The following is a 24633-nucleotide window of genomic DNA, read 5'->3' as shown; positions in this document are numbered from 1 at the left end:
TGCCATCACGGCACGAACCGTCGGCAACGCTTATCACTCATCATTTACTGTATTGATCGTGCCCTGCCTACTGCCTCACCTAACTGCCATACCGCCATCGCGTAATGGGTGCTGTGGTTGTAGCGGGTAATCGTGTAGAAATTGGGTAACCCATACCAATATTGATAACCGGTGCCAACATCCAGACGCAGTAAGCTGGCCTCTTGATAACCCTCTAGCGAACCAGACGGGCTTAGCCCTGCGGCAGATAACGTCGAGATAGGGTATTTCGTCTTAAAGCCATTATCAAGGTACGGCGCTTGCCCATTAGCGGGCACCGCGACCATCGCACCTTTGGTCCAGCCATGGGATTTGAAGTAGTTAGCGACACTGCCGATGGCATCCTCCGGGTCCCACAAATTGATGTGGCCGTTACCATTAAAATCAACAGCATAGCTTTTGAATGACGATGGCATAAATTGGCCGTACCCCATCGCGCCCGCATAAGACCCCCGCAAGCTGAGCGGATCATTACCCTCCGCACGCGCCATCAACAGGAAGGTTTCCAGCTCGCCAGAAAAGTACTCAGCACGGCGTGGATAGGCAAAGGAGAGTGTTGCCAGGGCATCAATGATGCGAGTTTTACCCATCACCCGGCCCCAGCGAGTCTCAACCCCAATGATTCCGACGATAATCTCCGGTGGCACGCCGTAAACCTCATAGGCACGTTGCAACGCCTCTTGATGTTGGTTCCAGAAGTTAACACCGTTTTGCACATTATCAGGGGTAATAAACTGTTTGCGATAGCGGTTCCAAGCACCATTAGGGCCAGAAGGACGGCCTGCCGATGGTGCTTGTTTATCCATCAGGCGGATAACAAAATCCAGTTTTTTAGTTTGGGCCAATACATCATGCAGTTGTTGAGGCTCAAAACCGTGTTCACGCACCATTTTGTCAACAAATCGGGCAGTGTCGGCGTTATAAGCAAAATCACCGTTTTGCAAATGCCCCACATGTTGCGGCTCAAGCAAGAAACCGCTTTGTATCAGGCCCGCCGAGGGCTCGGCAGCAACAGGAGGTGTCGGTTTGCTACTACAGGCAGAGAGCAACGTAAGTAAGGGAACAATAATAGCCAGGTAGCGCATCGAATACCCATAAACCATACAAAAAAGTGATAGCTATGTTAAGTCATTGTCTGCCACGAACAAACAGGAAAATTCGAACAATAAAGTTAGGTCCGATGCATTTATAAATCATCTTCGGATGATTATTGGCCTAGGTGAAAATTTACAACGACCGAGTACGAACCGTAATCCGGCACCGATTTCAGTCGGGGAATTGTCTACATAAAGAATAACATCTTCAATTGCCGCTGTTTTAGTTGCACCATCATAGTAATCAAAGGTTTTAAAGTTCTGCGGTAAACGGGCATCGGCTGGTAATGATTTGCCTACATAATCCTCCTATGGCATTCCCTGCTTCATGTTGCCCTGTCCCCATTGCATACCCACTTCAGAAGCTTTTACTGTCGCGGTCGACGTATTGCAGCTCATAAATGAAATTGCAGCTTTGGCCAAATCTTTAACCAATAGTCCACCAGAAGCAAGCATGGTCTGATTTTCTGGGTCAGACACAAATACCACAAACTTCGTCCAGCCTGGACGTTCAGACATATCGGAACCGCCCTGAGTGATTTCCTTATCTATCACTTGGGCTTCCAGTGAGTTGTCTTTCAGCTTCTGGTCAGTTTCCGCACTTTGTTTATCACTAACCTGCCTCCATTTAGCGATAATCGATTGACAGTCACCGCCCGACTTACGGCAACCCGACAATTCTTTATCGAAAGCGAGTCCTTTATCTGCACTCAGATAGTTATTCTCCACGACAACCCCAACCGCATGGGCTGAGATTATTGTAAATCTCACTCAGGATCTGAAGGAGGCTTTTTACGGGAGTTAAACTTATCTATTAAATTAAAGACTGTTGTAGCCAGTGTGATTGCAGAGCCAGCTATACAACCGAAAATTATAGCCCTTCTTACTTGATTTAGTGGAAAATAAAAACCATCACCTTTCAAATAGTAAAAAGTCGCAATCACTCCGCCTAAAAGCAACAGCATAAGCGTAGAAGATAAACAACTATAAAGAAATAATACTGCATAAGCATATAGCTGTTTCATTATTTTTTCTCCTCAGAAGCATCTTTTGGCTTATTAAGGTCTTTAATAAATCCAGATGAAAACTCTGAGGCAACACTTCCCCAATAATCATAAATAAATCCTGGGATTTCTTTACCTGTTAATGAATTTACAATACCAGGAGCATATTCCCCGAACATTCCTCCAGCCCAAGTGCCTATAGCAGCCCCGCCAATAGAACCAGTATTCGGTCCATCAGTAAAGAATGCACTACCCGCCGCTATTCCGACGTTCTGCCAGACAGTTCTCCCCGGTGCAAGCATTCCCGAGATCCCGGAACTGACGCTGCTCTTGTAATCCCAGGCTTTGTTTCCATTATCCGGCTGGCTCAGATCAAACCACTGATAACTTCCGTTGGCAATTTCCGCAATAACTCCACCACCTATGACTTTACCTAACGATGCCGCAGGCCCCAAATACCACGCCCCCGCTATCGTAACCCCATTCTGATAACCTTCTACTATCGCTTTGGTTATGTTCGCCCCTTCCGGCAAATCACCTTTCGCGATCTTATCCAGTCCAACCTGCTTTTCCTCTGGCGTCAGATTGTGGTCCACGGCGTACTGATTCCACGATGCATAAGCCGCACCGATACTGTCCATGCCAGAACCGAAGCTCAGCGCATTATTCTCCACCGCATTCTTCCCAGCCTGCGCGCCGATGAGAAGGCCGGTGCTGCTATCAGTACTTAAGCCACCCAGGATACCGGCAGTTAAGGTACTAATCGCACTAATAATTCTCTTATCAGGTTCGGACAAATCAGCGATTTTCTTGCCTGGATGCACCTCATCCATATAGATGTTGGCTGCCCACACTACCAGAGGAGGAGATTATACAGACACTGCGCAAAACCTGTAAGTTACCGAACCGTAAGCAGCAGTCCACTGATTTTATTCTGAACCAAATTACCCATACAAAAAATAGTGCTGAAAATGAAACATTTGGTAGCAAATAACGCGAATGATTTTCACTATCATTGTGAATTTCTTTCTATACAATTGCTCTGTTTTGCGGTTGCCTGACAATCTCGTTTTCTTCTTTGAGCTTTTAAAAGGATCTCAGTTTATGAAGTTACGTTTCCCCTCTTTCGGCCCTGTCGCCCTACTGGCTTCCTCAATGATGCTGGCGTTCTCCGTCAATGCCGCATCAAATGATGAAGGTATCGTGATTTATAATGCTCAACACGAAAATCTGGTGAAATCCTGGGTTGACGGTTTTACCAAAGATACCGGCATCAAAGTGACTCTGCGTAATGGCGGCGACAGCGAGTTAGGTAATCAACTGGTTCAGGAAGGCAACTCATCCCCCGCCGACGTTTTCCTGACTGAAAACTCGCCGGCAATGGTGCTGGTCGATAACGCCAAATTGTTTGCACCACTGGATGCAGCCACACAGGCACAGGTTGCGAAAGAGTATCGCCCTGAACATGGTCGCTGGACCGGTATTGCGGCTCGTAGCACCGTGTTTGTCTATAACCCGGAAAAAATCAGCGAAGCCGAATTACCTAAATCCATTATGGATTTGGCAAAACCTGAATGGAAAGGCCGTTGGGCTGCCTCACCATCGGGTGCCGACTTCCAGGCCATTGTCAGTGCCATGCTGGAGTTGAAAGGCGAAAAAGCGACGTTGGAATGGCTAAAAGCCATGAAAACCAACTTCACTGCCTACAAAGGTAATAGCACCGTGATGAAAGCGGTGAATGCGGGCCAAATCGATGGCGGAGTTATCTATCACTATTACCGTTTTGTCGATCAGGCCAAAACAGGTGAGAACAGCGGTAAAACCAAACTGCATTATTTCAAACATCAAGACCCTGGCGCATTTGTGAGTATCTCCGGCGGCGGTGTTCTGGCATCCAGTAAGCACCAGAAACAAGCGCAGGAATTCGTCAAATGGATCACCAGCAAATCAGGCCAGGATATCTTGCGTACCAACACCGCATTTGAGTATGCCGTTGGTGTCGATGCCGCTTCAAACCCTAAATTGGTGCCACTGAAAGACCTGCAAGCACCGAACGTTGAGCCGTCTAAACTCAACAGTAAAAAAGTGGTTGAGTTAATGACTGAAGCCGGTCTGCTGTAATAAGGACAACCGACTGATAGAATGCATTTTTAGCCCGTCACATCACTATGGCGACGGGCATTTAACAAGCCGAGCGCCTTGACTATTATGGCTAATATAAGCACCGATATTGTATCGGTTCCACTGCATAAGGCAGCCCAACGGCAGTATAACCATCGCCCGGGGTTTGGGATTGTGGCTATTGCGGTTCTGCTGTCACTGCTATCCCTGCTGCCATTAGGGTTTGTTATTGGTATCGCTATTGATACCGGTTGGCCAACAGTCAAAGCCCTGGTTTTTCGCCCCCGCGTGGGCGAATTACTGATTAACACCGCGCTCCTGGTGCTCTTTACCTTACCGCTTTGCGCCATTATTGGCGTTGCACTGGCATGGCTGACCGAGCGTACGGCCCTGCCCGGCAGGCGGATTTGGTCACTATTGGCTATTGCACCGCTAGCCGTACCGGCTTTTGTACAAAGTTATGCATGGATTAGTCTGGTGCCATCAATGCATGGCCTTGCCGCTGGCGTGTTTATCTCAGTAATTGCCTATTTCCCCTTTATTTATCTGCCCGCATCCGCTGTATTACGCCGCCTTGATCCCGGCCTTGAAGACGCAGCATCATCATTGGGTAGTCCCCCAACAGTGGTCTTCTTTCGCGTGGTTCTGCCGCAACTAAAATTAGCCGTATGGGGCGGCTCGATACTGATCGCGCTGCATCTATTAGCGGAATATGGCTTGTATGCCATGATCCGTTTCGATACTTTTACTACCGCTATTTTTGACCAATTTCAATCCACGTTTAACGGTCCGGCGGCCAATATGTTGGCAGGGGTTCTGGCGTTATGTTGCCTGGGGCTATTATTAATCGAAGCCACCAGCCGTGGCTACAACCGCTATGCCCGGGTCGGCTCCGGTAGCGCCAGGCGCCAAACTGCATATTCAATGGGTACAACCATCACACTACTGTGTCTGTTATTGCCATTGCTACTCACTGCACTCTCGCTGGGCGTGCCCTTTATCACGCTGGCCCGCTGGCTCTATATTGGTGGAATTGATGTGTGGCTGAATCCTGAACTGCTACCAGCCTTGAAGCAAACACTGGCATTAGCACTGAGCGGTGCGGTTATTATCACATTGTGTGCCGTCCCCATGGCATGGCTATCGGTGCGCTATCCGGGGCGCTTGCACCGTGTGATGGAAGGCTGTAATTATGTCACCAGCTCGCTGCCCGGTATCGTGGTCGCGCTGGCGCTGGTGACCATCACTATCCGTGTTGCTCGCCCGCTGTATCAAACAGAATTCACTATTTTGCTGGCTTATTTATTGATGTTTACCCCACGCGCTTTAATCAGTTTACGGGCCGGCATTGCGACCGCCCCGGTCGAATTGGAAAACGTGGCCCGCAGCTTGGGCAAAACACCCACTCAAGCCGTATGGAGCACCACCATGCGCCTTGCTGCACCTGGCGCCGCTGCCGGGGCGGCACTGGTGTTCCTCGCTATCTCCAATGAGCTGACCGCCACACTATTACTGGCCCCGAACGGCACCCGAACACTGGCGACTGGCTTTTGGGCGTTGACCAGTGAAATTGATTATGTCGCGGCATCACCCTATGCACTGCTGATGGTGGCACTATCTCTGCCGTTAACCTGGCTTCTTTATTCTCAATCGCAACGTACGGCAGGATTATGAGCACGCTTGAACTTCAGCAAATCGGTAAGTCTTTCCAGTCTGTTACCGTATTAGACCGAATTGACTTGCAGGTTTCCGCCGGCAGTCGCACCGCAATTGTTGGGCCATCCGGCTCAGGCAAAACCACGTTGTTGCGGATTATTGCCGGGTTCGAAACCCCCGATCACGGTAAAGTTATTCTGCAAGGTCATCCGGTATTCGACAATTCAACCCACGTGCCAGCGCACAAAAGAGGGATTGGTTTTGTACCGCAAGATGGTGCGCTGTTCCCCCACTTTACCGTCGCGGGCAATATTGGTTATGGACTAAAAGGGAGCAAGCAGGACAAAGCCCGCCGAATTGATGAACTGATGGAGATGGTCGCACTGGATCGGCGGTTATCACAACTTTGGCCCCATGAGATTTCGGGTGGGCAACAGCAGCGGGTCGCTCTCGCCAGAGCGTTAGCACAGCGGCCGGTACTGATGCTGTTGGATGAACCTTTTTCAGCTCTGGATACCGCCTTACGCGCCTCAACGCGCAAAGCGGTGGCTGAACTGTTGGCACAGGCAAATATTGCCTCCATTTTAGTGACGCATGATCAAACCGAAGCATTATCATTTGCCTCGCAAGTCGCGGTAATGCGGGCGGGTAAACTGGCGCATGTTGGCCCGCCGCAAGAACTCTATTTGCGACCGATTGATGAACCGACAGCGACTTTCCTTGGCGAAACATTGATTCTTTCCGCCAATATTGATACCGGATGGGCTGATTGCGCACTGGGCAGCGTCAGGGTTGATGATGAGCAACACCATGGATTGAGCCGGATTATGTTACGGCCAGAACAGATTACTATCACCCCTTTGCCCGCAGATCATCACTACACCACTCATTGTCTGGCCAGGGTTATCAATATTGATTTTGCGGGTTTTATCTCAACACTCACCCTATATCTGGTTGAAAGTAATGAAACGGTAGAGGTTAAAACCATCAGCCGCGAAGGTATAAGTATCGGTTTAATGGTTGACCTGACAATTATTGGCCAAGCGCATATTTTTGCTAACTGAGTAACCTCACTGGGCATTGCAACCTTGGTTTTTGGCTCGCATTGCTCAGTATGGCCTTTATCCGGCTAAGGGGCTTTATGCTGCTGGCGTAATCTTCGATACTCCAGCAACGTCAACACAATAACCACCACATCCAGCGCAGTTATTACGATCAATAACACCGAGTGAGTGAAGGTATAACGATAGAGTTGATAGATAATGAATAAGCTGAATATGACTATTGCCGCCGGATAATAACCCAGTTTTTTGCGCCATAATCCAATAATGATCCACAACTTAACCACGCCGTGGATGAGCAGATAAAATGCGGCAAAATGCAGACTGCTGATAGAGAGGTTTTGTGCCGCATGCAGTAAATAATGGGCTACTACATCGCCACGGTCTTCAATAAATTCAACTTGCGTGATGCGATGCAGAATATTTAGCAAAAACTGCGGCGTCACAAAATAGGTTAAAATACCGCTGATAATCTCCATCACGGCTAAGATTGCTTTCAGTAATAAGCTCAGTTCAAAAACTGCGTGAATATTCCTTTCACCTAAGATGTTGTTACCATCGAATCTGTTTTTCATATTCAACATCACGCTGATTCTCTACAATATAATACTCGATGGAGAATAGCGTAACAGTTTACGTGGTGCCAGTTAAAGCACCACGTCATAACCGTATTATCTGCAATACAAGTGCAATTTAGAATGTAATAACTGTTTTTAATCCGGTGACCCATGCATCTTGCGTTTGGCTTACCCCTGCTGGTGAGTGCCAATATTGTAGATCAGGTTGTAATTCCAGCCATGAAGTGACACGGAAACGATAATACAGTTCGGCAGTAACCGAATGCCCAGGTATTGGAGAGTAACGTGGATTATTATAATCAGAAACATTATTGATTTGATTCAGATAGCGTTGATTATCTTTATAATAATCACTCAGTTTAACCATTGATACGCCGAATCCCAACCAATCTTGTGGGCGGCTATCAAATAAGCCGCGATAACGGATGCCCGCAGAGGTAGCGTAATGCATGTAATTGGTCCGTTGATCCGCCAACGACATGCTGTAAAACACACTTAAACCACGGTTGGCGTCATCCTGATGTTTTGTTACCTGCTGATTGAATCCACTGTAAAAGAACCAAGTATTATTATGGTAACGATAGTCACCTGGGTCAGTCGCTCCGGGAGCACCAGAGACCCCGTTATAAAGATCCCGTTGTTCAGCATTGGTATAAAGAACACCAAGGTTATAAATACCGGGTAAATCCTGGAACGCATTGGTTTTTAATTCCAATTCCAGCGGCAGTAATATGCCTTTGCTGCCCTTGGTTGACCAACTCCACGCCCTACCACGGCTCGGTGCATCAGGGTTTTGCTCCATCACCCCGGTTTTTAATGTTAAGCCATCGGTAAGCTTATATTGCAGCGTGGTTCCCCAATAATGAACGTTCCAGTTAAACCAGGTCAGCGAGTTTGCTGATTTACCGCCACATAATCCAAGAGTTTGAAAATCGCAGGGAATAATTTGGTCAAAATCCTGTACTTTATTCATCAAACCAATTCGCCAGTGCAGTTTCTGACTCGCAAAACTGCGCGCAAAGGTTAACCAGCCCAAGCGAGTAATCGACTGACCACCAAAACTTTCCTGCGACAAATCGGTTATATTCGCCCGAGGATCTTGTAACCGATCCCGCGTGAGATTGTTATCATGATTGCGGTTAACAATATTCCCTTCGATTACTGCATCGGGAATCCCCGTATATAACGCAAGATCCTGCTGAAAAGTCAGTGAAAACTGATCAATATAAGACGCTTGTTTATCATGATTATAGCCACCACCCGCGTTATATGATAATTGACTCAAGTAACCGAGTGAATAATTAAAACCGTGCTCCGATAAAATAGGGCGAATACCTAACATATCGCCTAGCAGCCCTGTTTGCTGTGGCTCAAAACCTAATGCGATCCCCTGCCACTCCGGCGTTGATTGTTCCACATATTCACCACTGCCCGTTAAACCTTCACTTAATGCCGATGATGAAAATAAAATAGTAGAGGTCAGTAAATAAAATGCAGCAGAATTTATCTGACGAGTCAGATATAAAGTTGGTTTCATTATTTTCCCTTTTTAGAATAACCTGCACATCTAATAATAAATACTCAGTACTTCCCCAAAAATAAGTCGTGTTGCAGTGAGGCAAAACAGTTGAGAGCTGCTTATATCACTGCAACATACAAACGTCGCTATTAGCGTTTCAATGCCTCGCCATTACTCTGAATCACATCGCGATACCAATAGAAGCTCTTCTTACGACGGCGTTCCAATGTGCCATTACCACTGTCATCGCGATCAACATAAATAAAACCATAACGTTTGGATAATTCAGCTTTTGAGGCGCTAACCAAATCAATCGGCCCCCAACTGGTATATCCCATCACCTCAACGCCATCTTCGATAGCCTCACCGACCTGGACCAGATGGTCATTGAGATATTCAATGCGATAGTCATCTTCAATATGACCATTAACATCCGGCTTATCTTTCGCTCCCAGCCCATTCTCAACAATAAACAGGGGTTTTTGATAACGATCCCATAATTCATTGAGCAGGATACGCAGCCCGTCAGGATCGATCTGCCACCCCCATTCCGAGCTGGCCAAATGCGGGTTCTGCACCATGCTAAGAATATTACCTCGGGCTTTACGGTTTAACTCTTCATCGGCGGTCACGCAGCCGCTCATGTAATAACTAAAGGAGATAAAATCGACAGTCTGTTTTAATGCCAGTTTATCTTCAGCAGTGATTTCAACACTAATGCCGTGCTGTTTAAAATAACGAGCCATATAAGAGGGGTAATAACCGCGAACCTGCACATCGCCAAAGAATAGCCATTCACGATTCTGCTGTAATGTTTCCAATACATCGGCAGGCTTGCAAGTTAGTGGATACATCAGCCCACCCAACAGCATATTCCCGATTCGGCCATCAGGGATAATTTCATGCAATGCAGCAACCGCTTTGGCACTGGCAACCAACTGGTGATGGATAGCCTGATACACGGCACTCTTACTGCTTGCTTGCTCTAATCCTACTCCGGTGAATGGCGCATGCAGCGACATATTGATCTCATTAAATGTCAGCCACAATTTAACCTTATGCTGATAACGCTGAAACACGGTGCGGGCATAATGTTCAAAGAAACCAATTGTTTTACGATTACCCCAACCACCATAATTCTTAACCAGCCCGTAAGGCATCTCATAGTGGGATAATGTCACCAATGGCGTAATGTTATATTTCGCCATTTCATCAAATACACGATCATAGAATGCCAGGCCTGCCTCATTAGGCTGCTGCTCATCGCCCTGTGGGAAAATACGTGTCCAGGCAATGGATATCCGCAAACATTTAAACCCCATCTCAGCAAATAGCGCGATATCCTCTGGGTAGCGATGATAAAAATCGATAGCGACATCTTTAACATAACTGTCACCACTCACCCTGGGAATGATATCGCCAAAAATTCCATGGGGTTGTAAATCAGAGGTAGATAGCCCTTTCCCCTCAGTAAGATAAGCCCCTTCTACCTGATTAGCGGCAATCGCACCGCCCCAAAGGAAATTATCTGGAAATGCATGTTTCATCGGTTTTCTCCTAAATCAGTATTAACGAATTACGGTTAATAACGGGGCTTGCTCAGTAATAGAGGTGCCTTTAGCACACAGGACATCCTGATAATTTTCACTGTTGCTGATAATTATCGGCGTCGTCAGGTCATAACCTGCTCCGGTAATCGCCGCACAATCAAACTCCAGCAGTAAATCACCTGCGTTGACCCGGTCACCGGCTTTAACATGAGCGGTAAAATATTTGCCATCGAGTTTGACGGTATCAATACCAACGTGGATAAGGACCTCAGCACCAGAATCAGATTCAATGCCAATCGCATGGTGGGTTTTAAACAGTGACGCTACAACGCCATTAACCGGTGACACGACCCGCCCTTGTTGTGGAATAATCGCAATTCCCGCCCCCAATAAACCACTGGCGAAAATACTGTCACTGACATCCGCTAGCGCTAACAATTCGCCACTGATCGGGCTGAATATCACTTCGCCGATACCACTGTGGTTATCGGTGATGGATGAGGTGTGAGACAAATCCTCTGTTTCTGCGCTAGCAACAGGCGCTGGCAGGCCAAAAAAGAAGGTGCTGATGGCAGCAAAGATCAACGCAATCAGGGTGCCAATAATGGCGCCCCATACGCTGGCATCGACACCTGTAGCGGGAATTATTTGGGCAAAAGAGAAGATACTGGCAAGGCCGAATGAATAAACATGGGTCTGGCAGAAACCGACGATGACACCCCCTATCGCCCCGCCCACGCAGCCAAAAACAAACGGTTTTTTCGACGGTAACGTCACCCCATAAACAGCGGGTTCAGTAATACCGAATATCCCCGCAGTAAATGCCGAACCAGCCAGCACCTTCATTTTTGCATCGCGAGTACGTAAAAAGACACCGAGCGTGGCCCCCACTTGCCCCATAACTGCGGGTAATAACAGCGGCAACATGGCGTCATAGCCCAGTACACTCAGGTTGTTTATCATCAAAGGGACCAAACCCCAGTGCAGCCCAAAGATAACGCAAATCTGCCATAGCCCTGCCAATACACCACCGGCAACAGGAGGAGCAGCCGAATAGATAATTTGAAACCCCGACGCCAATAAATGGCTAAGCCAGGTTGCCAGCGGGCCAATCAGTAAGAAGGTGGCTGGAACGGTTATTACCAGACACAGTAATGGCGTGAAAAAGTTCTTAATATTGCTGTGTAACACCCGGTTAAACCCTTTTTCTAACCGACTACTAACCCAAGCCGCTAATATGATAGGGATAACCGACGAGCTGTAATTGATAAATGTGACCGGAATACCAAGGAAATAGACCTCAGAAGCACCGGGTTGCCCGGCTGCGTTAAATGCAGCGAGCATCAAGGGGTGCACTAATGCACCACCAATCGCCATGGTAATAAATGGACTGCCACCAAACTTCTTACCTGCGGTATAACCCAATACCAGTGGGAAGAAATAAAACAGTGAGTCACTGGCAGCAAATAAAATTGTATAGCTGCCGCTGTCGGGTTGTAACCAGCCGCAAACAAGACTCAGTGCCAGAAAACCTTTAAGAATACCGGAGGCGGCCAATACACCGAGCAAGGGGGTGAAAATACCCGAAATGATATCGATACAGTGACTGAACAAACTCTCTTTTTGATTACCTGACTTGTTGTCATGTTCTTCAGCATCAGCCAACCCCGCTTGGTTCACTAACGCCTGGTAGACCTCACTAACATGGTTTCCGATAACCACCTGAAACTGGCCACCACTTTCCACTACCATAATAACGCCAGGATTATCTTTCAGCGCTTTGGCATCAGCCCGCGCCATATCCTTGAGTTTAAAGCGCAAACGGGTAGCGCAATGTACTACGCTATTAATATTACTCTGACCCCCTACTCCGGCGAGGATCTCGCTGGCGACCGTTGTGTATTGCATCGTGTTTTCCTTCGGTAACACTCTTGTTTATACAGGTAAAGATTCGGGCAAAAAAAAACCTAAACGCACTCCGCACCGCGACCCAGCGACACAAGTACATTCAGGTTTTGCCTGCCGAAGCAGTAACAATCCAGTTTGGCGAAATTCTCTTACTACTTAGAACCCTTCCCTTTTAAATCATTTAATCTGGCAGATTAAAACTTTCCCGGCGAACGCGTTCAATATGGATAGTCAAAAACATCCGCTCTTCTTTGCTCAAATCTTGTTGATACTGCAATTTCATATGCTGCTGAATCTTACCCGCACAGCGGTAAGCCTCAGCATAATTATCTTTCACTGCATCGTGTAAGGAATCATCATCACTGGTGACCCCATTACGGCCCAACATTCGCTGTGAGAAAAATTTCAGATGGGTAACAAAACGGTGATAACTCAGCCCGTCCTCATCATATTCCAGCTTAAATTGGTACTTCACGATATGCAGTATCTCCTGCATTACCTTCGTCACTTGCATTACTTCAGGCATTTCACCCTTCAACTGAGCATTCACCAGATGGAGCGCGATAAATCCAGCTTCATCTTCACGCAATTGCACCCCAAGGCGTTGTTTAATAATCTGCAAGGCTTCACGACCCAAGGCAAACTCTTTGGGATACAACCGACGAATCTCCCACTGCAATCCATTCGTTATATCCAAACCTTGTTTATGCCGCTCAATCGCATAGAAACAGTGGTCAGTCAGCGAAATGTAGAGGTTATCCTGCAACTTACCCAGTTTTGCCGTTGCCTGCGTGATGATACAGTCACAAGCAATCATTACTTCTAATGGAATACAGCTCAGTAACTCACTCAGCCGCGAAACCAATTCATTGTCTTTTAGAGCAAACACTTTTTCGATCAATGTGTTATCTAGCGATTCACCTGGGTGTTTTTGAAAGCCAAGACCACGCCCCATAATGACTTGTTCCTGACCATGCTGATCGAGAACAATAACTACATTATTGTTAAGTATTTTAGCGATTTGCATGCTTTAGCCCTGAAAACAAAAAAACCCGACTCAGCAGCATTCATCACGCTACTCAATCAGGTTTTGCCCGCCATTGACGGTAACAATCCAACTATTCGGTAAACTACCATGTTAATGCACGACTGCAAGCTGGAAGAGATAAGAATCGTGATGTAGATCTCCTCTTATCTGGATAAATAGATCAGCATGTCATTTTAGCCATTATTTAGTTAGGGTTAATATCACCAACCATTGGCGTTATGGTGATAAAGAATAGCGGTAAAAACAGCCGTTGCTTTATTAAGACTTTTCTTAAGATCATAAAGATAAATTAAATTAACCCATAAAATAATGGAAATAATAACAGCACCCGGTCATTTGAGATTGATTCTTTATTACAACCACTAACTTTATATAAATACATTAATTTTATGTATAGGAAATGGTTAATATCTTACGGTAAATTATTAATAACCTTCGCCTCACTCACAAAAAACAGCGCGATATTTCCGTTATATCGTCTTAATTGATTTACATCATATAAAAGTAACAAGTTATTTCCTAAGGTGAGACATTACCGCTCAACCCTAATTTTCTTATTTTTCATTAAAAAAGTGTCCTCCGCAAAGGTAATGTCGATGAATAACAATAAAAGACCTATCACCGGCTCACTAAGCCGCCGTGAATTTATTCAAACATCCGCCGCAGTCACCGGGGCTGCGGCTATTGCCGGTTCTATCACCCTTCCTTTTTCAGTACATGCCGCGCCAGAAGAGCACGCAGCAACAACAGAAGAAACCATTAAATACAGTGCTTGTCTGGTCAACTGCGGTAGCCGCTGCCCACTAAAAGTACATGTGAGAAATGGCGAAATTATTAAGATTGCTAATGAAGCAATTTATGATGACTCCACCTTTGGTGAGCATCAAATTCGCCCCTGTTTACGTGGCAGATCGGTAAGATGGAAAACATATAATCCGGATCGAGTAAAATATCCCATGCTGCGTGTTGGCAAACGCGGCGAAGGTAAATTTAAACGTATCAGTTGGGATGAAGCTACCACTATTGTGGCTGATAATCTAAAAAGAACCATTGCACAATACGGCAACGAAGCAATTTATTATCAATATGGTTCTGGTTCGACCGGCGCTAATTTACAAGGCCGCAATGCCTGTAAAAGAATGCTGAGCTTGCTAGGTGGTTTTCTCGATCAACACGGTACTTATTCCACCGCCCAAATAAATACGGTAATGCCGTATATCTATGGCAATGCAGACGAAACTTTGCTGGATGAAATTAAAAACTCAGACCTGGTGGTTATGTTTGGCCATAATCTGGCAGAGACTCGGATGTCGGGCGGCGGGCAATATATCGAAACCGTTCATGCTCTGGGGCAAAGCAAAGCCAAAGTCATTATTATCGATCCACGGATGACCGACAGCGTAACGACCCTCAATGCAGAATGGATCCCCATCTTCCCAGGTACCGATGCCGCGCTGGTGGCGGCATTAGGACATGTATTAATTAAAGAAAATCTGACTGATGAAGATTTCCTGGCACAATATTGTGTCGGCTGGGATGCCACAACATTACCCGCCTCAGCCCCCGCCAATGGTTCTTACAAAGACTATATTTTAGGTAACGGCCTCGACGGGGTAGAAAAAACACCGCAATGGGCCAGTGAGATAACCGGTATTGCGCCAACGCGGATTATTCAATTAGCCCGCGAGTTGGGAAATGCCCGTGCAGCATGGATATCACAAGGTTGGGGGATTCAGCGCAGTGCTAATGGCGAACAGGCGGCGCGCGCTATTATGATGTTGCCATTGATGACTGGTAATATTGGCCGCGCCGGAACCAATACTGGAGCCTGGGGCGGGAATGTGAAATATCCGGTGCCGGGATTCAGTATTCCGAACCCAGTGAAGACTGCTATTCCCTGCTTTATGTGGACCGATGCTATTTTTCGTGGCACTGAAATGACAGCGAAAAATGCGCATGTGAAGAATAAAGATAAACTTGATACCAATATTAAGTTTATGTGGAACTACGCCAGTAATGTTATCGGCAATCAGCATTCTGATCTGAATAAAACCCACCGCATTTTACAAGATGAATCACTGTGCGAGTTTATTTTGGTGTGGGAAAACCACATGACCAACTCTGCCAAATATGCTGATTTATTACTGCCCGATGTCACCTCAGTTGAATCAAATGATTTAATTGATAACTCCTACGCCAGTGGGGCTTATCACTACGTCACACGGTTGCAAAATGCGATCGAGCCGCTGTGGGAGTGCCGCCCGTCTTATGATGTGTTAGCCGAAATTGCCACCAAGTTAGGAATTGGCGATGCTTTTACCGAAGGCCATACCCAGCAAGAATGGATTGAAATCAGTTATAACAAAATGCGTGAGAAAAACCCTGCCTTGCCACCTTTTGAACAGACCAACGACCAAGGCATCATCGATCGTATTTATGCCGACAGCAGTCAATATATCGCGTTAAAAGATTTCCGTGATGACCCTGTGAACCACCCGTTGAAAACCCCGTCTGGCAAAATTGAGATCTACTCGCAAGCGCTGGCAACATTGGAAAAAGAGTGGCAACTGGCACCCGGTGATCGCATTACCGCTGTCGCCGAATATTGCCCAACCTTTGAAGGTGTTAGCGATGTAGAAACCATGAAAACCTACCCTTTGCAGATGACAGGCTTCCATATCAAAGGCCATACCCACTCCTCCTACTACAACGTAGCCATGCTGCGGGAAGCGGTACCACATCAGTTTTGGATTAACCCTATTGATGCCCAGCCTCGCGGTATCCAACAAGGGGATATGGTCGAAATTTTTAACAGCCGAGGCCGCATGCGTATTGCAGCAAAGGTTACCGAACGGGTGTTGCCGGGGGTTATTACCGTGCCGCAGGGTGCATGGCGAAATACCAATAAGGACGGCATTGATGTGGGAGGGTGTATCAATACGTTAACAACACTGCGACCGTCGCCACTGGCAAAAGGTAACCCACAACACACCAACCTCGTTGAAGTAAAACGTATATAAGGAGTTGAATAATGAAGCAATATGGTTTTTTTGTCGACTCCACCAAGTGCACCGGATGTAAGACCTGCCAAATCAGTTGCAAGGATGAGAAGAAGTTGGATCTCGGGCCGAAGCTGCGTCGGGTTTATGAATATGGCGGCGGCAGTTGGACTCAGCAGAACAATATCTGGGTACAAAATGTCTTTAACTACTACCTCTCTATCGCCTGTAACCACTGTTCATCACCTACCTGCGTAACGGGTTGCCCAACCGGTGCCATGCATAAACGCGAAGAAGATGGTTTGGTGGTGGTTAATCAGGATCTCTGTGTCGGCTGCCGCTATTGCGAGATGCGCTGCCCGTATGGTGCGCCGCAATTTGATGCCAAGAAGAAACTGATGACCAAGTGCGATGGCTGCTATCAGCGGGTCGCCGCAGGTGATAAGCCAGTTTGTGTCGAATCCTGCCCGCAGCGGGCGTTAGATTTTGATGAAATCACGCTATTGAGGGATAAATACGGTGAAGAGAATGCCATTGCGCCATTGCCGCACGCGCATCTGACACACCCCAATCTGGTTATCAGAAGCCACCGTGATGCCAAGCCATCCGGTGATACATCAGGCCGCATCCAAAATCCGGCGGAGGTATAAAATGCATGAATTACCCTTGGTGTTTTTTACCGTACTGGGGCAAACCGCTGTCGGGTTGTTTGCACTGGTGCTACTGAGTCACAAACTCGGTATGACCACGCCACTGCAACTCAAACAAGCCAATATCATCGGCCTGATACTGATGATGGTAGGCCTGATCGTTGGCACACTGCATGTTGGGCAACCATTGCGCGCCGCCACCATGCTCTTGGGTGTTGGTCGCTCACCGATGAGTAATGAGATAGTGCTCAGTGGATTGTTTGTCGCCATGGCCTGTGGCACCGTATTTTTCTCAACCATAGCCAAAAATACATTACTGGCAATGCTGTGCAATGTGGCAACGGTTATCTTCGGCCTGGCCTTCGCCTGGTCAATCACCCAAGTTTATCAACTGACAACCGTGCCTAATTGGGATACCTCGTACACCGCCCTACAACTGTGGATGACGGTACTGGTCGGGGGCGGCGCTTGCGCTATTCTGACCGGCGCTCGTCAGCTTGGCGCATCAGCCGTGTTGGTCGGTGCCATTGTGACTTTGGTGAATAAACCGGGTTACCTCAGCTTTCTGGGTCAAAGTTCAGCACAACTGAGTAGCCAGCAGGCGCTGTTTTGGGGAATTCAAATTCTGCTGCTAACGCTCGGTATCTTTGTTGCTGCCGCAGCATTACTGAAAGACAGGATCCCTCGGGTTACGCTCGCGGTCAGTGCCTCGGCGCTGGTGATCGGTGAGTTGGCTGGGCGTATCGCTTTCTACAATCTCTGGCAAGTGCCAATGTAAATTAACATATTGATTCTATTGGCCTACTGACAAATAACTGTTTAGCCGTGATACCTGCGGCTAAGCCGTATTGAGATAGCTGGACCTGAAGAGAGAAAATTTTGATGTTACTGAACACCACTCTGCCGAGGATTTTAGGTGCCTGTTTTTACTATCCACCACAGTCCAATACCGTACAGCGCCTTTGGCCACTACTGCCACAGATTGCTGAGATTTTTCCGTGGCCCAATCCGGCTAAAATTGCACGATATTGCCAACAGATGCCGAGTATCCAACCCGAGCAACTGGAATATGATTTCTCGATTTTGTTTGAGGGACAAGGTGAAATGCCCGCCCCACCTTGGGGGTCAGTTTATCTGGATAAAGAAAATATCTTGATGGGGACGAGCACCCTGCAATATCGCCAATTCCTGTCAACATTCGGGTTGGTGAATCAAAGTGCGATACGTGAACCGGAAGATCAATTTGGCCTCATGTTACTGGCATGGGTTCATTTAATTGAACAGCAGCCGACAACTAAGCCCCCATCGGATAAAGCCGCGCTAGCACTGCTCACTGAGCATTTACTGCCGTGGGCCTATCGCTATCTTGAGCTGGTAACCAACAGCCAAACCGAGCATCAGGTATATCCGTTGCTGGCAAAAATCGCCGAGTGCTACCTGAAAACCTTACAAACTGAACTGGGCCTATTTCCTCAGCCCCGTGAGCTATTTCGGTGATAAAAGACGAGCGCTACTACAAGGCGTATCTGGAAAACCGCACCATCAGTCGCCGTGGGCTATTTCGTGGCTTGCTAAAAAGCGCCCGCCAACAACCACTTACTCTCCCATCGGGGAGCGCAATCAGACCACCGGGAGCCATTATTGAAAGTGCTTTCACGCAAACGTGTACGGGGTGTGAAGCCTGCATGCACGTCTGCGGCGAGCATCTGATAGTCATGGTCAGTCAACGGCCTGAGTTGGATTTCTCTACCCAATATTGCAGCCGTTGTCTGGCCTGTACCACTGCTTGCCAAACCGGTGCTTTATCCTCCTCTACCCACTATATTACGGCGCACCCTCACGTAGAAAACATCTGTCAAAATACCTATATCTACTGCGACAGTTGCGCCGATTACTGTGATAAACAGGCTTTGGCGTGGCAGCCCCACCAGCCGCCGATACTGGCTTTAGCGCAGTGCGATGGCTGCGGTGAGTGTGCATTCAGATGCCCGGCAAGGGCGCTGGAAATGCGGCTGACATCACCCAAAATGGCCGATTGAATCAAAGTGCTACTACGTTAAATAAGTAACCCCGACCTGCTGATGTCAGTACAATGCCACTACCTTTCGTAGCTTGTACCCCACAGGAGTGACACCGTGTTCCATTACCCAGCCCATTATACCCTTGATGAAGCCAGCGGCGAGTACCACATCCAGTATCGCGACTTCCCTGAATTGGAATCAGTGACCTACTCTCAGGAAGATATTGAACTGGAAGCACAGGACGGGATTAAGAATGGTATTGCAGCAGAAATGGAAGAGCGCCGCCCCGTCCCCGCCCCCTCAGCGCTGCAACCGGGTGATATTGCAGTTCATGTGCCCATTCTGGTGCGACTGAAAGCTGAATTACACAATGCCATGTTAACCACCAATACCCGCAAAGCAGATATGGCGCGCAAGCTCGGTTTGAATGCCGCACAGATGGATCGCCTGCTGGATGTGTACCACGCTTCCAAGGTTGAAGCACTGGAGCAAGCCCTGTATTTACTGGGCTTTGAGGCCAATATCGCGGTGAAAAAAATAAGCTGATTGTCTTAACGTCGGCCAGATTGGCTTAGATTATAACCAAGAGAGTAACAAATTGTTATTTAGCGATAATTTAAAAAAACGTTAATAGCTTCACACTTCAATGCATTGGCTCACAATATTTGCGGTTTATATACGAAAACGTGATCTAATGCATAAAATTACAGTATTGAAAGTTTCTCCCTGTTGGGATTACATTAGCCCGATCCTGTCGTATACCACTGAGTTAACTCAGGCTGGCACGACAATTCGGATGTATCTCAGATTGATAGCTGGCCAGTTGTGATGAAATGGCTACCATTGATTAAAAGCGTGATTCGTCCACATTTAATACCCAAAGAACTTGGCATTACAGTCAGGCAGAACGTGAGTTGATACCGACAAGCTGACATCAGTCAGTGACTCGGGTGAGTAAGCGTAGCGAACACCACTGTAATTTTAAGTAACAAGGGTAAACGTAGCACAGCAATTTGGATCGTTACTGGCGAGGTAGCTCCAAGGGGAGTTGTTCAGTGAAATATTTCTTTATGGGTATCTCTATTATGTTGGTGGTTTGGGTTGGCACCTTCATGATGATGGTCGAGTAATATTAACTCGAACCATCCACAATCTGACATCGTATAGAGGGCGCATTCGCGCCCTTTATCATTTTCCTGGCATCATTCGGCGTAACGTATCATCCCGGCGAATATAGTGATGATAAAGCGCGGCCAGTGCATGAGCGCCAATCACAAAATAGCCTAAATTGGCAATTAGCTCGTGAGTCTGCTTAAGATAACCACGCGCGACATCATCCGGTGTTACCCACTGCGGTACCTGCCACCCCAGCAAGAACCAGGTTTTCCCACCATAAGCCTGAGCCAACACGCCCAGCACCGGTAATGATAAGAACATTAAATACAGACCCCAATGCATAACCTGCGCCCCTAACAACTGCCAGTTAGGTAACCTTGGGGTGATCGCTGGTGTTGTATTGCGCTGGCGCAACCACAGCCGCACCAACATCAGTAGCCAGACAGAAATACCAAAATTGAAATGCAGATTTTTCACTAATGTACGATCTTCATCCGGTACCCTGTCACTGAGTAACATGGCGGCATAAGTCAGAATGATCATCACTAGCGTCAGCCAGTGCAGGGTTATTTGGGGTAGTGAATAGCGATTTCTCATTGTGGTGCTCCACTGACTTCATCAAGTTAATAATCAGTATGGTGCAAAATAGATGAAGAAAACATTAAGGAGGGCGGATAACGTTTTGAACACAAGGTACTTTATTCTGACCGGACAGCGTGGGTCGCCGGTCAGAATAGAGAGTTAGCTATTTAGTTGATGGTAAGCGCGGGGTTAGATACCGTCACCTGAAACCGCTTTACTCGGTTTTAGCAAACCATCAGTACGGAACATACTCTTAATTCCGCGCACCGCCTGACGAGTCCGGTCCTGATTCTCAATCAAGGCGAAACGGACATGAGTATCACCGTAATCACCGAATCCTATCCCCGGCGAAACGCAGACTTTTGCCTCAGACAACAGGCGCTTGGCAAACTCGAGTGAGCCTAAATGGGCGTAAGGCTCTGGGATTTTCGCCCAGACATACATCGACGCTTTGGGGTTTTCAACCATCCAACCAGCCTCATGCAACCCACGCACCAACACGTTACGCCGCTGGCGATATTTTTCAGCGATATCACGAACACACTGTTGGTCCCCTTCCAAGGCAGCAATTGCCGCCACCTGCAACGGGGTAAAAGTGCCATAGTCGTGATAGCTTTTGATGCGAGCCAGCGCATTAACCAATTCCGGGTTACCCACCATAAAACCAATACGCCAACCGGCCATATTGTAGCTTTTGGATAAGGTGAAAAACTCAACCGCAATGTCTTTTGCCCCAGGCACTTGCATGATTGACGGCGCTTTCCAACCATCATATACAATGTCGGCATAGGCCAAGTCATGCACCACCAGCACGTCGTATTGCTTCGCTAACGCCACCACCCGTTCAAAAAATTCCAGCTCCACACATTGTGCTGTAGGGTTAGACGGGAAGCCGAGGATCATCATTTTCGGTTTAGGAATGGTTTCACGAATCGCACGTTCCAATTCACAAAAGAAATCAATGCCTTCGGTCAATGGGACCGAGCGAACTTGCGCCCCTGCAATCACCGCACCATAAATATGAATCGGGTAGCTAGGATTCGGCACCAACACTGTATCACCGTGGTCCAGTGTCGCCAGCATCAGATGAGCCAGCCCCTCTTTCGAACCGATAGTGACAATAGCTTCAGTTTCAGGATCAATATCCACCAGGTAACGCTCGGCGTACCAGTTAGAAATGGCCCTACGCAGCCGCGGTATACCCCGAGAGGTTGAGTAGCCGTGGGTGTCTTCACGTTGCGCGACACTGCACATTTTCTCAACGATATGTGGTGGTGTCGGACCATCGGGATTCCCCATACTGAAATCAATAATATCTTCACCGCGACGGCGGGCCGCCATTTTCAACTCAGCGGTAATATTGAAAACATAAGGGGGTAGGCGATCAATACGGGTAAAACGACGCTTAGCAGGGAGTTCAGCCATAATTTCCTCGAGGATACGTTAGCGCCCGGACCGTCCGAGCGACGCTGACCATCAGATGGTCTGTTTATGAACATATCCCAGCGCTAAAGGGCTGTCGAGTGGCTGGTAACAAATATCTAACTCATCGGAGAAGTTACTGAGAATCAAACTCACTAGCCAGCATCCCTAATACCCAGTCATCACACCATTGCCCGCCAAGTTGATAATTATCACGCAACGTCCCTTCCAACTGAAAACCACAGCGTTCCAGTAACCCGCGTGAAGCATGGTTGCCCACAGTAACCGTGGCTTTCATTTTATGAAACTGACATTGCTGGAAACCAAACGCCAATACAGCCAACAAGGATTCTTTGGCAAAACCTTTGCCCTGGCAGGACGGTAACATGGCATAACCCACTTCAGCTTGCTGTAACGGCAACCAATCAGCCAAAAAGCCGGTAAGCCCCATGCTCTGCCCGCTGGCGCGTTCACGAACCACCAGACATAGCCAATGGCTGGAGGTCTTTTCCCAAGGGGTTAAACGTGATTCAAAACGCGCGCGAATCTCGGCCATATCCATCGGATCTGCCATATAACGCTGAACCACAGGATCCTGGTATAAGCGTAAAAACAGCGACCAATCCTGCTCTTTGAGGCTCTCGAGCACCAACCGTGGTGTTCTCAGAGAAATCGGCGAGCTACTGAACATCGGGATCACTGGTGACATTTTTCCCTCGAATTGAAGATGTTAGCCATAAACAGAACGCAGAATATTAAAGAGGAAATTTTTCCATAACCTCATCCCTTTATTCTTCTCCATTTTACTTAAATAATGTTCACTTCAAGATAACAAAAAACAAACAAATGGTCAGCATCGCGCGCGCCATTACCACGGCCCTCCCCTACAGCTATCGGAGAATCAGTATTATGGCTTCATTACAAATAAACGATATTCCCGCAGCAATCAAAGCGGTGAAGCAGCAATTACGTCAGGCGCTGCCTGATTATCAGCAGGTCTTCCAAGCCGTGGAAGAGAATATTCGCCAGCAAGTCACCGAAATCCGCCGTAGTTTGGCGCAGGGTGAGAACCCTGTTCCCCAAATTCATGCCGATGATATTATCAATGGTAACGTCACTGAAGAACAAAAAGCACAAATAAAACAACGAGGATGCTGCGCCATTCTCGGTGTCTTCCCAACAGAAAAAGCAGCAGCGTGGAACCGTGAAATCGGTAACTATCTCGAACGTAATAATTTCGTCTAACGCCTGAAAAATGCGGCGGAAGATAACTATTTCGGTACGCTGGCTGCCAGCAAACCGCAAATTTACGGAATTTACTGGTCAACACCGCAGGTTGAGGCTCGCCAGGATCAGCGCATGAATGCGGTGCAGGTATTCTTAAATAATCTGTGGCAAACCGAGAGTAACGGCAAGCAACATTTTGATGCTAACCGGGTGGTGACTTATGCCGACCGGACCCGTCGCCGCCCGCCAAAATCATCGTCACTGGGCTTATCACCCCATGTTGATGGTGGCTCCATAGAGCGCTGGTTGGATGAGAACTTCCGTCATGTGTACCGCCACGTGTTCTCGGGTGACTGGCAGAAGTATGACCCATTCGCCGCTGAAGGCCGCCCACAAGTGCGTGAGTTCCCCTCACCGGCAGTGTGCTCGATGTTCCGCACCTTCCAAGGCTGGACAGCACTGACACCACAGCGAACCCATGCGGGGACGCTGAATGTTATCCCGATCGCTAATGCCATGGCCTATATCCTGCTGCGCGCATTACAAGATGATGTTGCTGACGATGATCTGTGCGGTGCAGCACCAGGGCGCGCTTTATCCGCCTCTGAGCAGTGGCATCCTCTTTTAATCGAAGCCATTTCCCCTATTCCAGATTTGGAAGCAGGTGATACGGTATTCTGGCATTGCGACGTGATTCACTCAGTGGAAAATGAACATAATGGTGAGTTTGACAGCAACGTCATGTATATCGCGGCGGCGCCATGGTGCGACAAGAACGCCGCATACCTGCCACGCCAGTTAGCCAGTTTTATTGATGGCCGCTCACCACCAGACTTTGCCGCCGATGATTTCGAGGTGGATTTCAGTGGCAGAGCCACCGCCGATAACCTAACCACCCTTGGCAAACAACAGTTGGGTATGGCTGAATAACATTCCTATCAATCCCGTGTTTCTCTGCCAATAATAACGATATAAATAATCTCCTCAACGTTATCTCTGCTGGCGCGACCCGCCAGCAGACTCCCCTGCAATCCGCCG

At 47.7% G+C, this 24633-nt stretch carries 22 protein-coding genes and 2 pseudogenes; 11 read left to right on the top strand and 13 right to left on the bottom strand.

Features of this window, described 5'->3' with window-relative positions:
* Window positions 1-44: 44 nt before the first annotated feature.
* From mltB to V1956_RS08960, 5 genes and pseudogenes are all read right to left on the bottom strand, one after another.
* On the bottom strand, window positions 45-1124 hold the full coding sequence (mltB, locus tag V1956_RS08980; RefSeq protein WP_372559546.1) for a lytic murein transglycosylase B: 1080 nt from the start codon (window positions 1122-1124) through the stop codon (window positions 45-47).
* A gap of 108 nt (window positions 1125-1232) precedes the next feature.
* Window positions 1233-1430 (bottom strand): annotated as a pseudogene (locus tag V1956_RS08975) (hypothetical protein); the annotation flags it as partial.
* Window positions 1431-1442: 12 nt separating this feature from the next.
* The gene (locus V1956_RS08970) at window positions 1443-1862 is read right to left on the bottom strand and encodes a hypothetical protein (protein ID WP_372559547.1); all 420 of its coding nucleotides are present in this window, start codon (window positions 1860-1862) and stop codon (window positions 1443-1445) included.
* Window positions 1863-1900: 38 nt separating this feature from the next.
* A complete protein-coding gene (locus V1956_RS08965; RefSeq protein WP_050084865.1) occupies window positions 1901-2158 on the bottom strand; it encodes a hypothetical protein in 258 nt (85 codons plus the stop codon).
* Window positions 2158-2970 carry a VENN motif pre-toxin domain-containing protein gene (locus tag V1956_RS08960; protein ID WP_420074684.1) on the bottom strand — a complete coding sequence of 271 codons (813 nt, stop codon included), beginning with the start codon at window positions 2968-2970 and terminating at the stop codon, window positions 2158-2160. Before V1956_RS08960 ends, V1956_RS08965 begins: the two co-directional genes overlap by 1 nt.
* 271 nt (window positions 2971-3241) lie before the next feature.
* Here V1956_RS08960 and V1956_RS08955 point away from each other — a divergent pair, with 271 nt between their 5' ends.
* The 3 genes from V1956_RS08955 (at window position 3242) to V1956_RS08945 (ending at window position 6978) form a co-directional block, all read left to right on the top strand.
* Window positions 3242-4258 (top strand): iron ABC transporter substrate-binding protein, encoded by a 1017-nt coding sequence (locus tag V1956_RS08955; RefSeq protein WP_372559549.1) that lies wholly within the window; start codon window positions 3242-3244, stop codon window positions 4256-4258.
* A gap of 87 nt (window positions 4259-4345) precedes the next feature.
* Window positions 4346-5932, top strand: a complete 1587-nt coding sequence (locus V1956_RS08950) for an ABC transporter permease (protein WP_420072060.1) — start codon at window positions 4346-4348, stop codon at window positions 5930-5932.
* Window positions 5929-6978, top strand: coding sequence for an ABC transporter ATP-binding protein (locus tag V1956_RS08945; protein ID WP_420072061.1), 1050 nt, complete (start codon window positions 5929-5931; stop codon window positions 6976-6978). The genes V1956_RS08950 and V1956_RS08945 overlap by 4 nt, the downstream gene beginning before the upstream one ends.
* Before the next feature lie 65 nt (window positions 6979-7043).
* Here the strand turns inward: V1956_RS08945 and V1956_RS08940 are convergent, their stop codons facing one another.
* From V1956_RS08940 to licT, 5 genes are all read right to left on the bottom strand, one after another.
* Window positions 7044-7559, bottom strand: coding sequence for a DUF2127 domain-containing protein (locus V1956_RS08940; protein ID WP_372559552.1), 516 nt, complete (start codon window positions 7557-7559; stop codon window positions 7044-7046).
* Window positions 7560-7668: 109 nt separating this feature from the next.
* Window positions 7669-9090, bottom strand: a complete 1422-nt coding sequence (locus tag V1956_RS08935; protein ID WP_420074685.1) for a carbohydrate porin — start codon at window positions 9088-9090, stop codon at window positions 7669-7671.
* 131 nt (window positions 9091-9221) lie between these two features.
* Window positions 9222-10619, bottom strand: a complete 1398-nt coding sequence (locus tag V1956_RS08930) for a glycoside hydrolase family 1 protein (RefSeq protein ID WP_372559554.1) — start codon at window positions 10617-10619, stop codon at window positions 9222-9224.
* Between the two features lie 21 nt (window positions 10620-10640).
* A complete protein-coding gene (gene bglF, locus V1956_RS08925) occupies window positions 10641-12530 on the bottom strand; it encodes a PTS beta-glucoside transporter subunit IIABC (protein ID WP_442825034.1) in 1890 nt (629 codons plus the stop codon).
* Between the two features lie 181 nt (window positions 12531-12711).
* Window positions 12712-13557 carry a BglG family transcription antiterminator LicT gene (licT, locus tag V1956_RS08920; protein ID WP_083163501.1) on the bottom strand — a complete coding sequence of 282 codons (846 nt, stop codon included), beginning with the start codon at window positions 13555-13557 and terminating at the stop codon, window positions 12712-12714.
* 617 nt (window positions 13558-14174) lie between these two features.
* On the opposite strand from licT, the gene V1956_RS08915 reads away from it, so the two are divergent.
* From V1956_RS08915 to ypdK, 7 genes are all read left to right on the top strand, one after another.
* Window positions 14175-16598 (top strand): DmsA/YnfE/YnfF family dimethyl sulfoxide reductase, encoded by a 2424-nt coding sequence (locus V1956_RS08915; protein WP_442825033.1) that lies wholly within the window; start codon window positions 14175-14177, stop codon window positions 16596-16598.
* An 11-nt stretch (window positions 16599-16609) separates the two neighbouring features.
* Entirely contained in the window at window positions 16610-17227 is a 618-nt protein-coding gene (locus V1956_RS08910) for a DMSO/selenate family reductase complex B subunit (RefSeq protein ID WP_372559558.1), read from the top strand.
* 1 nt (window position 17228) lies between these two features.
* Window positions 17229-18005, top strand: a complete 777-nt coding sequence (locus V1956_RS08905) for a dimethyl sulfoxide reductase anchor subunit family protein (protein ID WP_420071424.1) — start codon at window positions 17229-17231, stop codon at window positions 18003-18005.
* Window positions 18006-18109: 104 nt separating this feature from the next.
* On the top strand, window positions 18110-18724 hold the full coding sequence (locus V1956_RS08900) for a TorD/DmsD family molecular chaperone (RefSeq protein ID WP_420071423.1): 615 nt from the start codon (window positions 18110-18112) through the stop codon (window positions 18722-18724).
* A complete protein-coding gene (locus V1956_RS08895) occupies window positions 18721-19266 on the top strand; it encodes a 4Fe-4S dicluster domain-containing protein (RefSeq protein ID WP_442825032.1) in 546 nt (181 codons plus the stop codon). Before V1956_RS08900 ends, V1956_RS08895 begins: the two co-directional genes overlap by 4 nt.
* 96 nt (window positions 19267-19362) lie before the next feature.
* Window positions 19363-19794 carry a hypothetical protein gene (locus V1956_RS08890; RefSeq protein ID WP_372559562.1) on the top strand — a complete coding sequence of 144 codons (432 nt, stop codon included), beginning with the start codon at window positions 19363-19365 and terminating at the stop codon, window positions 19792-19794.
* A 509-nt stretch (window positions 19795-20303) separates the two neighbouring features.
* On the top strand, window positions 20304-20378 hold the full coding sequence (gene ypdK, locus V1956_RS08885; RefSeq protein ID WP_098057507.1) for a membrane protein YpdK: 75 nt from the start codon (window positions 20304-20306) through the stop codon (window positions 20376-20378).
* Between the two features lie 58 nt (window positions 20379-20436).
* Here the strand turns inward: ypdK and V1956_RS08880 are convergent, their stop codons facing one another.
* The 3 genes from V1956_RS08880 to V1956_RS08870 all read right to left on the bottom strand — a co-directional run bounded on the left by V1956_RS08880 (window position 20437) and on the right by V1956_RS08870 (window position 23017).
* Complete coding sequence (locus V1956_RS08880; RefSeq protein ID WP_442825031.1) at window positions 20437-20961, bottom strand: cytochrome b; 525 nt, start codon at window positions 20959-20961, stop codon at window positions 20437-20439.
* A 174-nt stretch (window positions 20962-21135) separates the two neighbouring features.
* The gene (alaC, locus tag V1956_RS08875) at window positions 21136-22371 is read right to left on the bottom strand and encodes an alanine transaminase (protein ID WP_420071422.1); all 1236 of its coding nucleotides are present in this window, start codon (window positions 22369-22371) and stop codon (window positions 21136-21138) included.
* Window positions 22372-22504: 133 nt separating this feature from the next.
* Window positions 22505-23017 (bottom strand): GNAT family N-acetyltransferase, encoded by a 513-nt coding sequence (locus V1956_RS08870; protein WP_442825794.1) that lies wholly within the window; start codon window positions 23015-23017, stop codon window positions 22505-22507.
* Window positions 23018-23277: 260 nt separating this feature from the next.
* On the opposite strand from V1956_RS08870, the pseudogene V1956_RS08865 reads away from it, so the two are divergent.
* Window positions 23278-24525, top strand: a pseudogene (locus V1956_RS08865) (DUF1479 domain-containing protein).
* Window positions 24526-24633 lie beyond the last annotated feature (108 nt).

Source organism: Yersinia sp. 2540 StPb PI, assembly GCF_052217165.1.
GTDB lineage: Bacteria > Pseudomonadota > Gammaproteobacteria > Enterobacterales > Enterobacteriaceae > Yersinia > Yersinia enterocolitica_E.
Note: the sequence above shows the minus strand (reverse complement) of the source record. Positions and strands in the feature narration are given on the sequence as shown.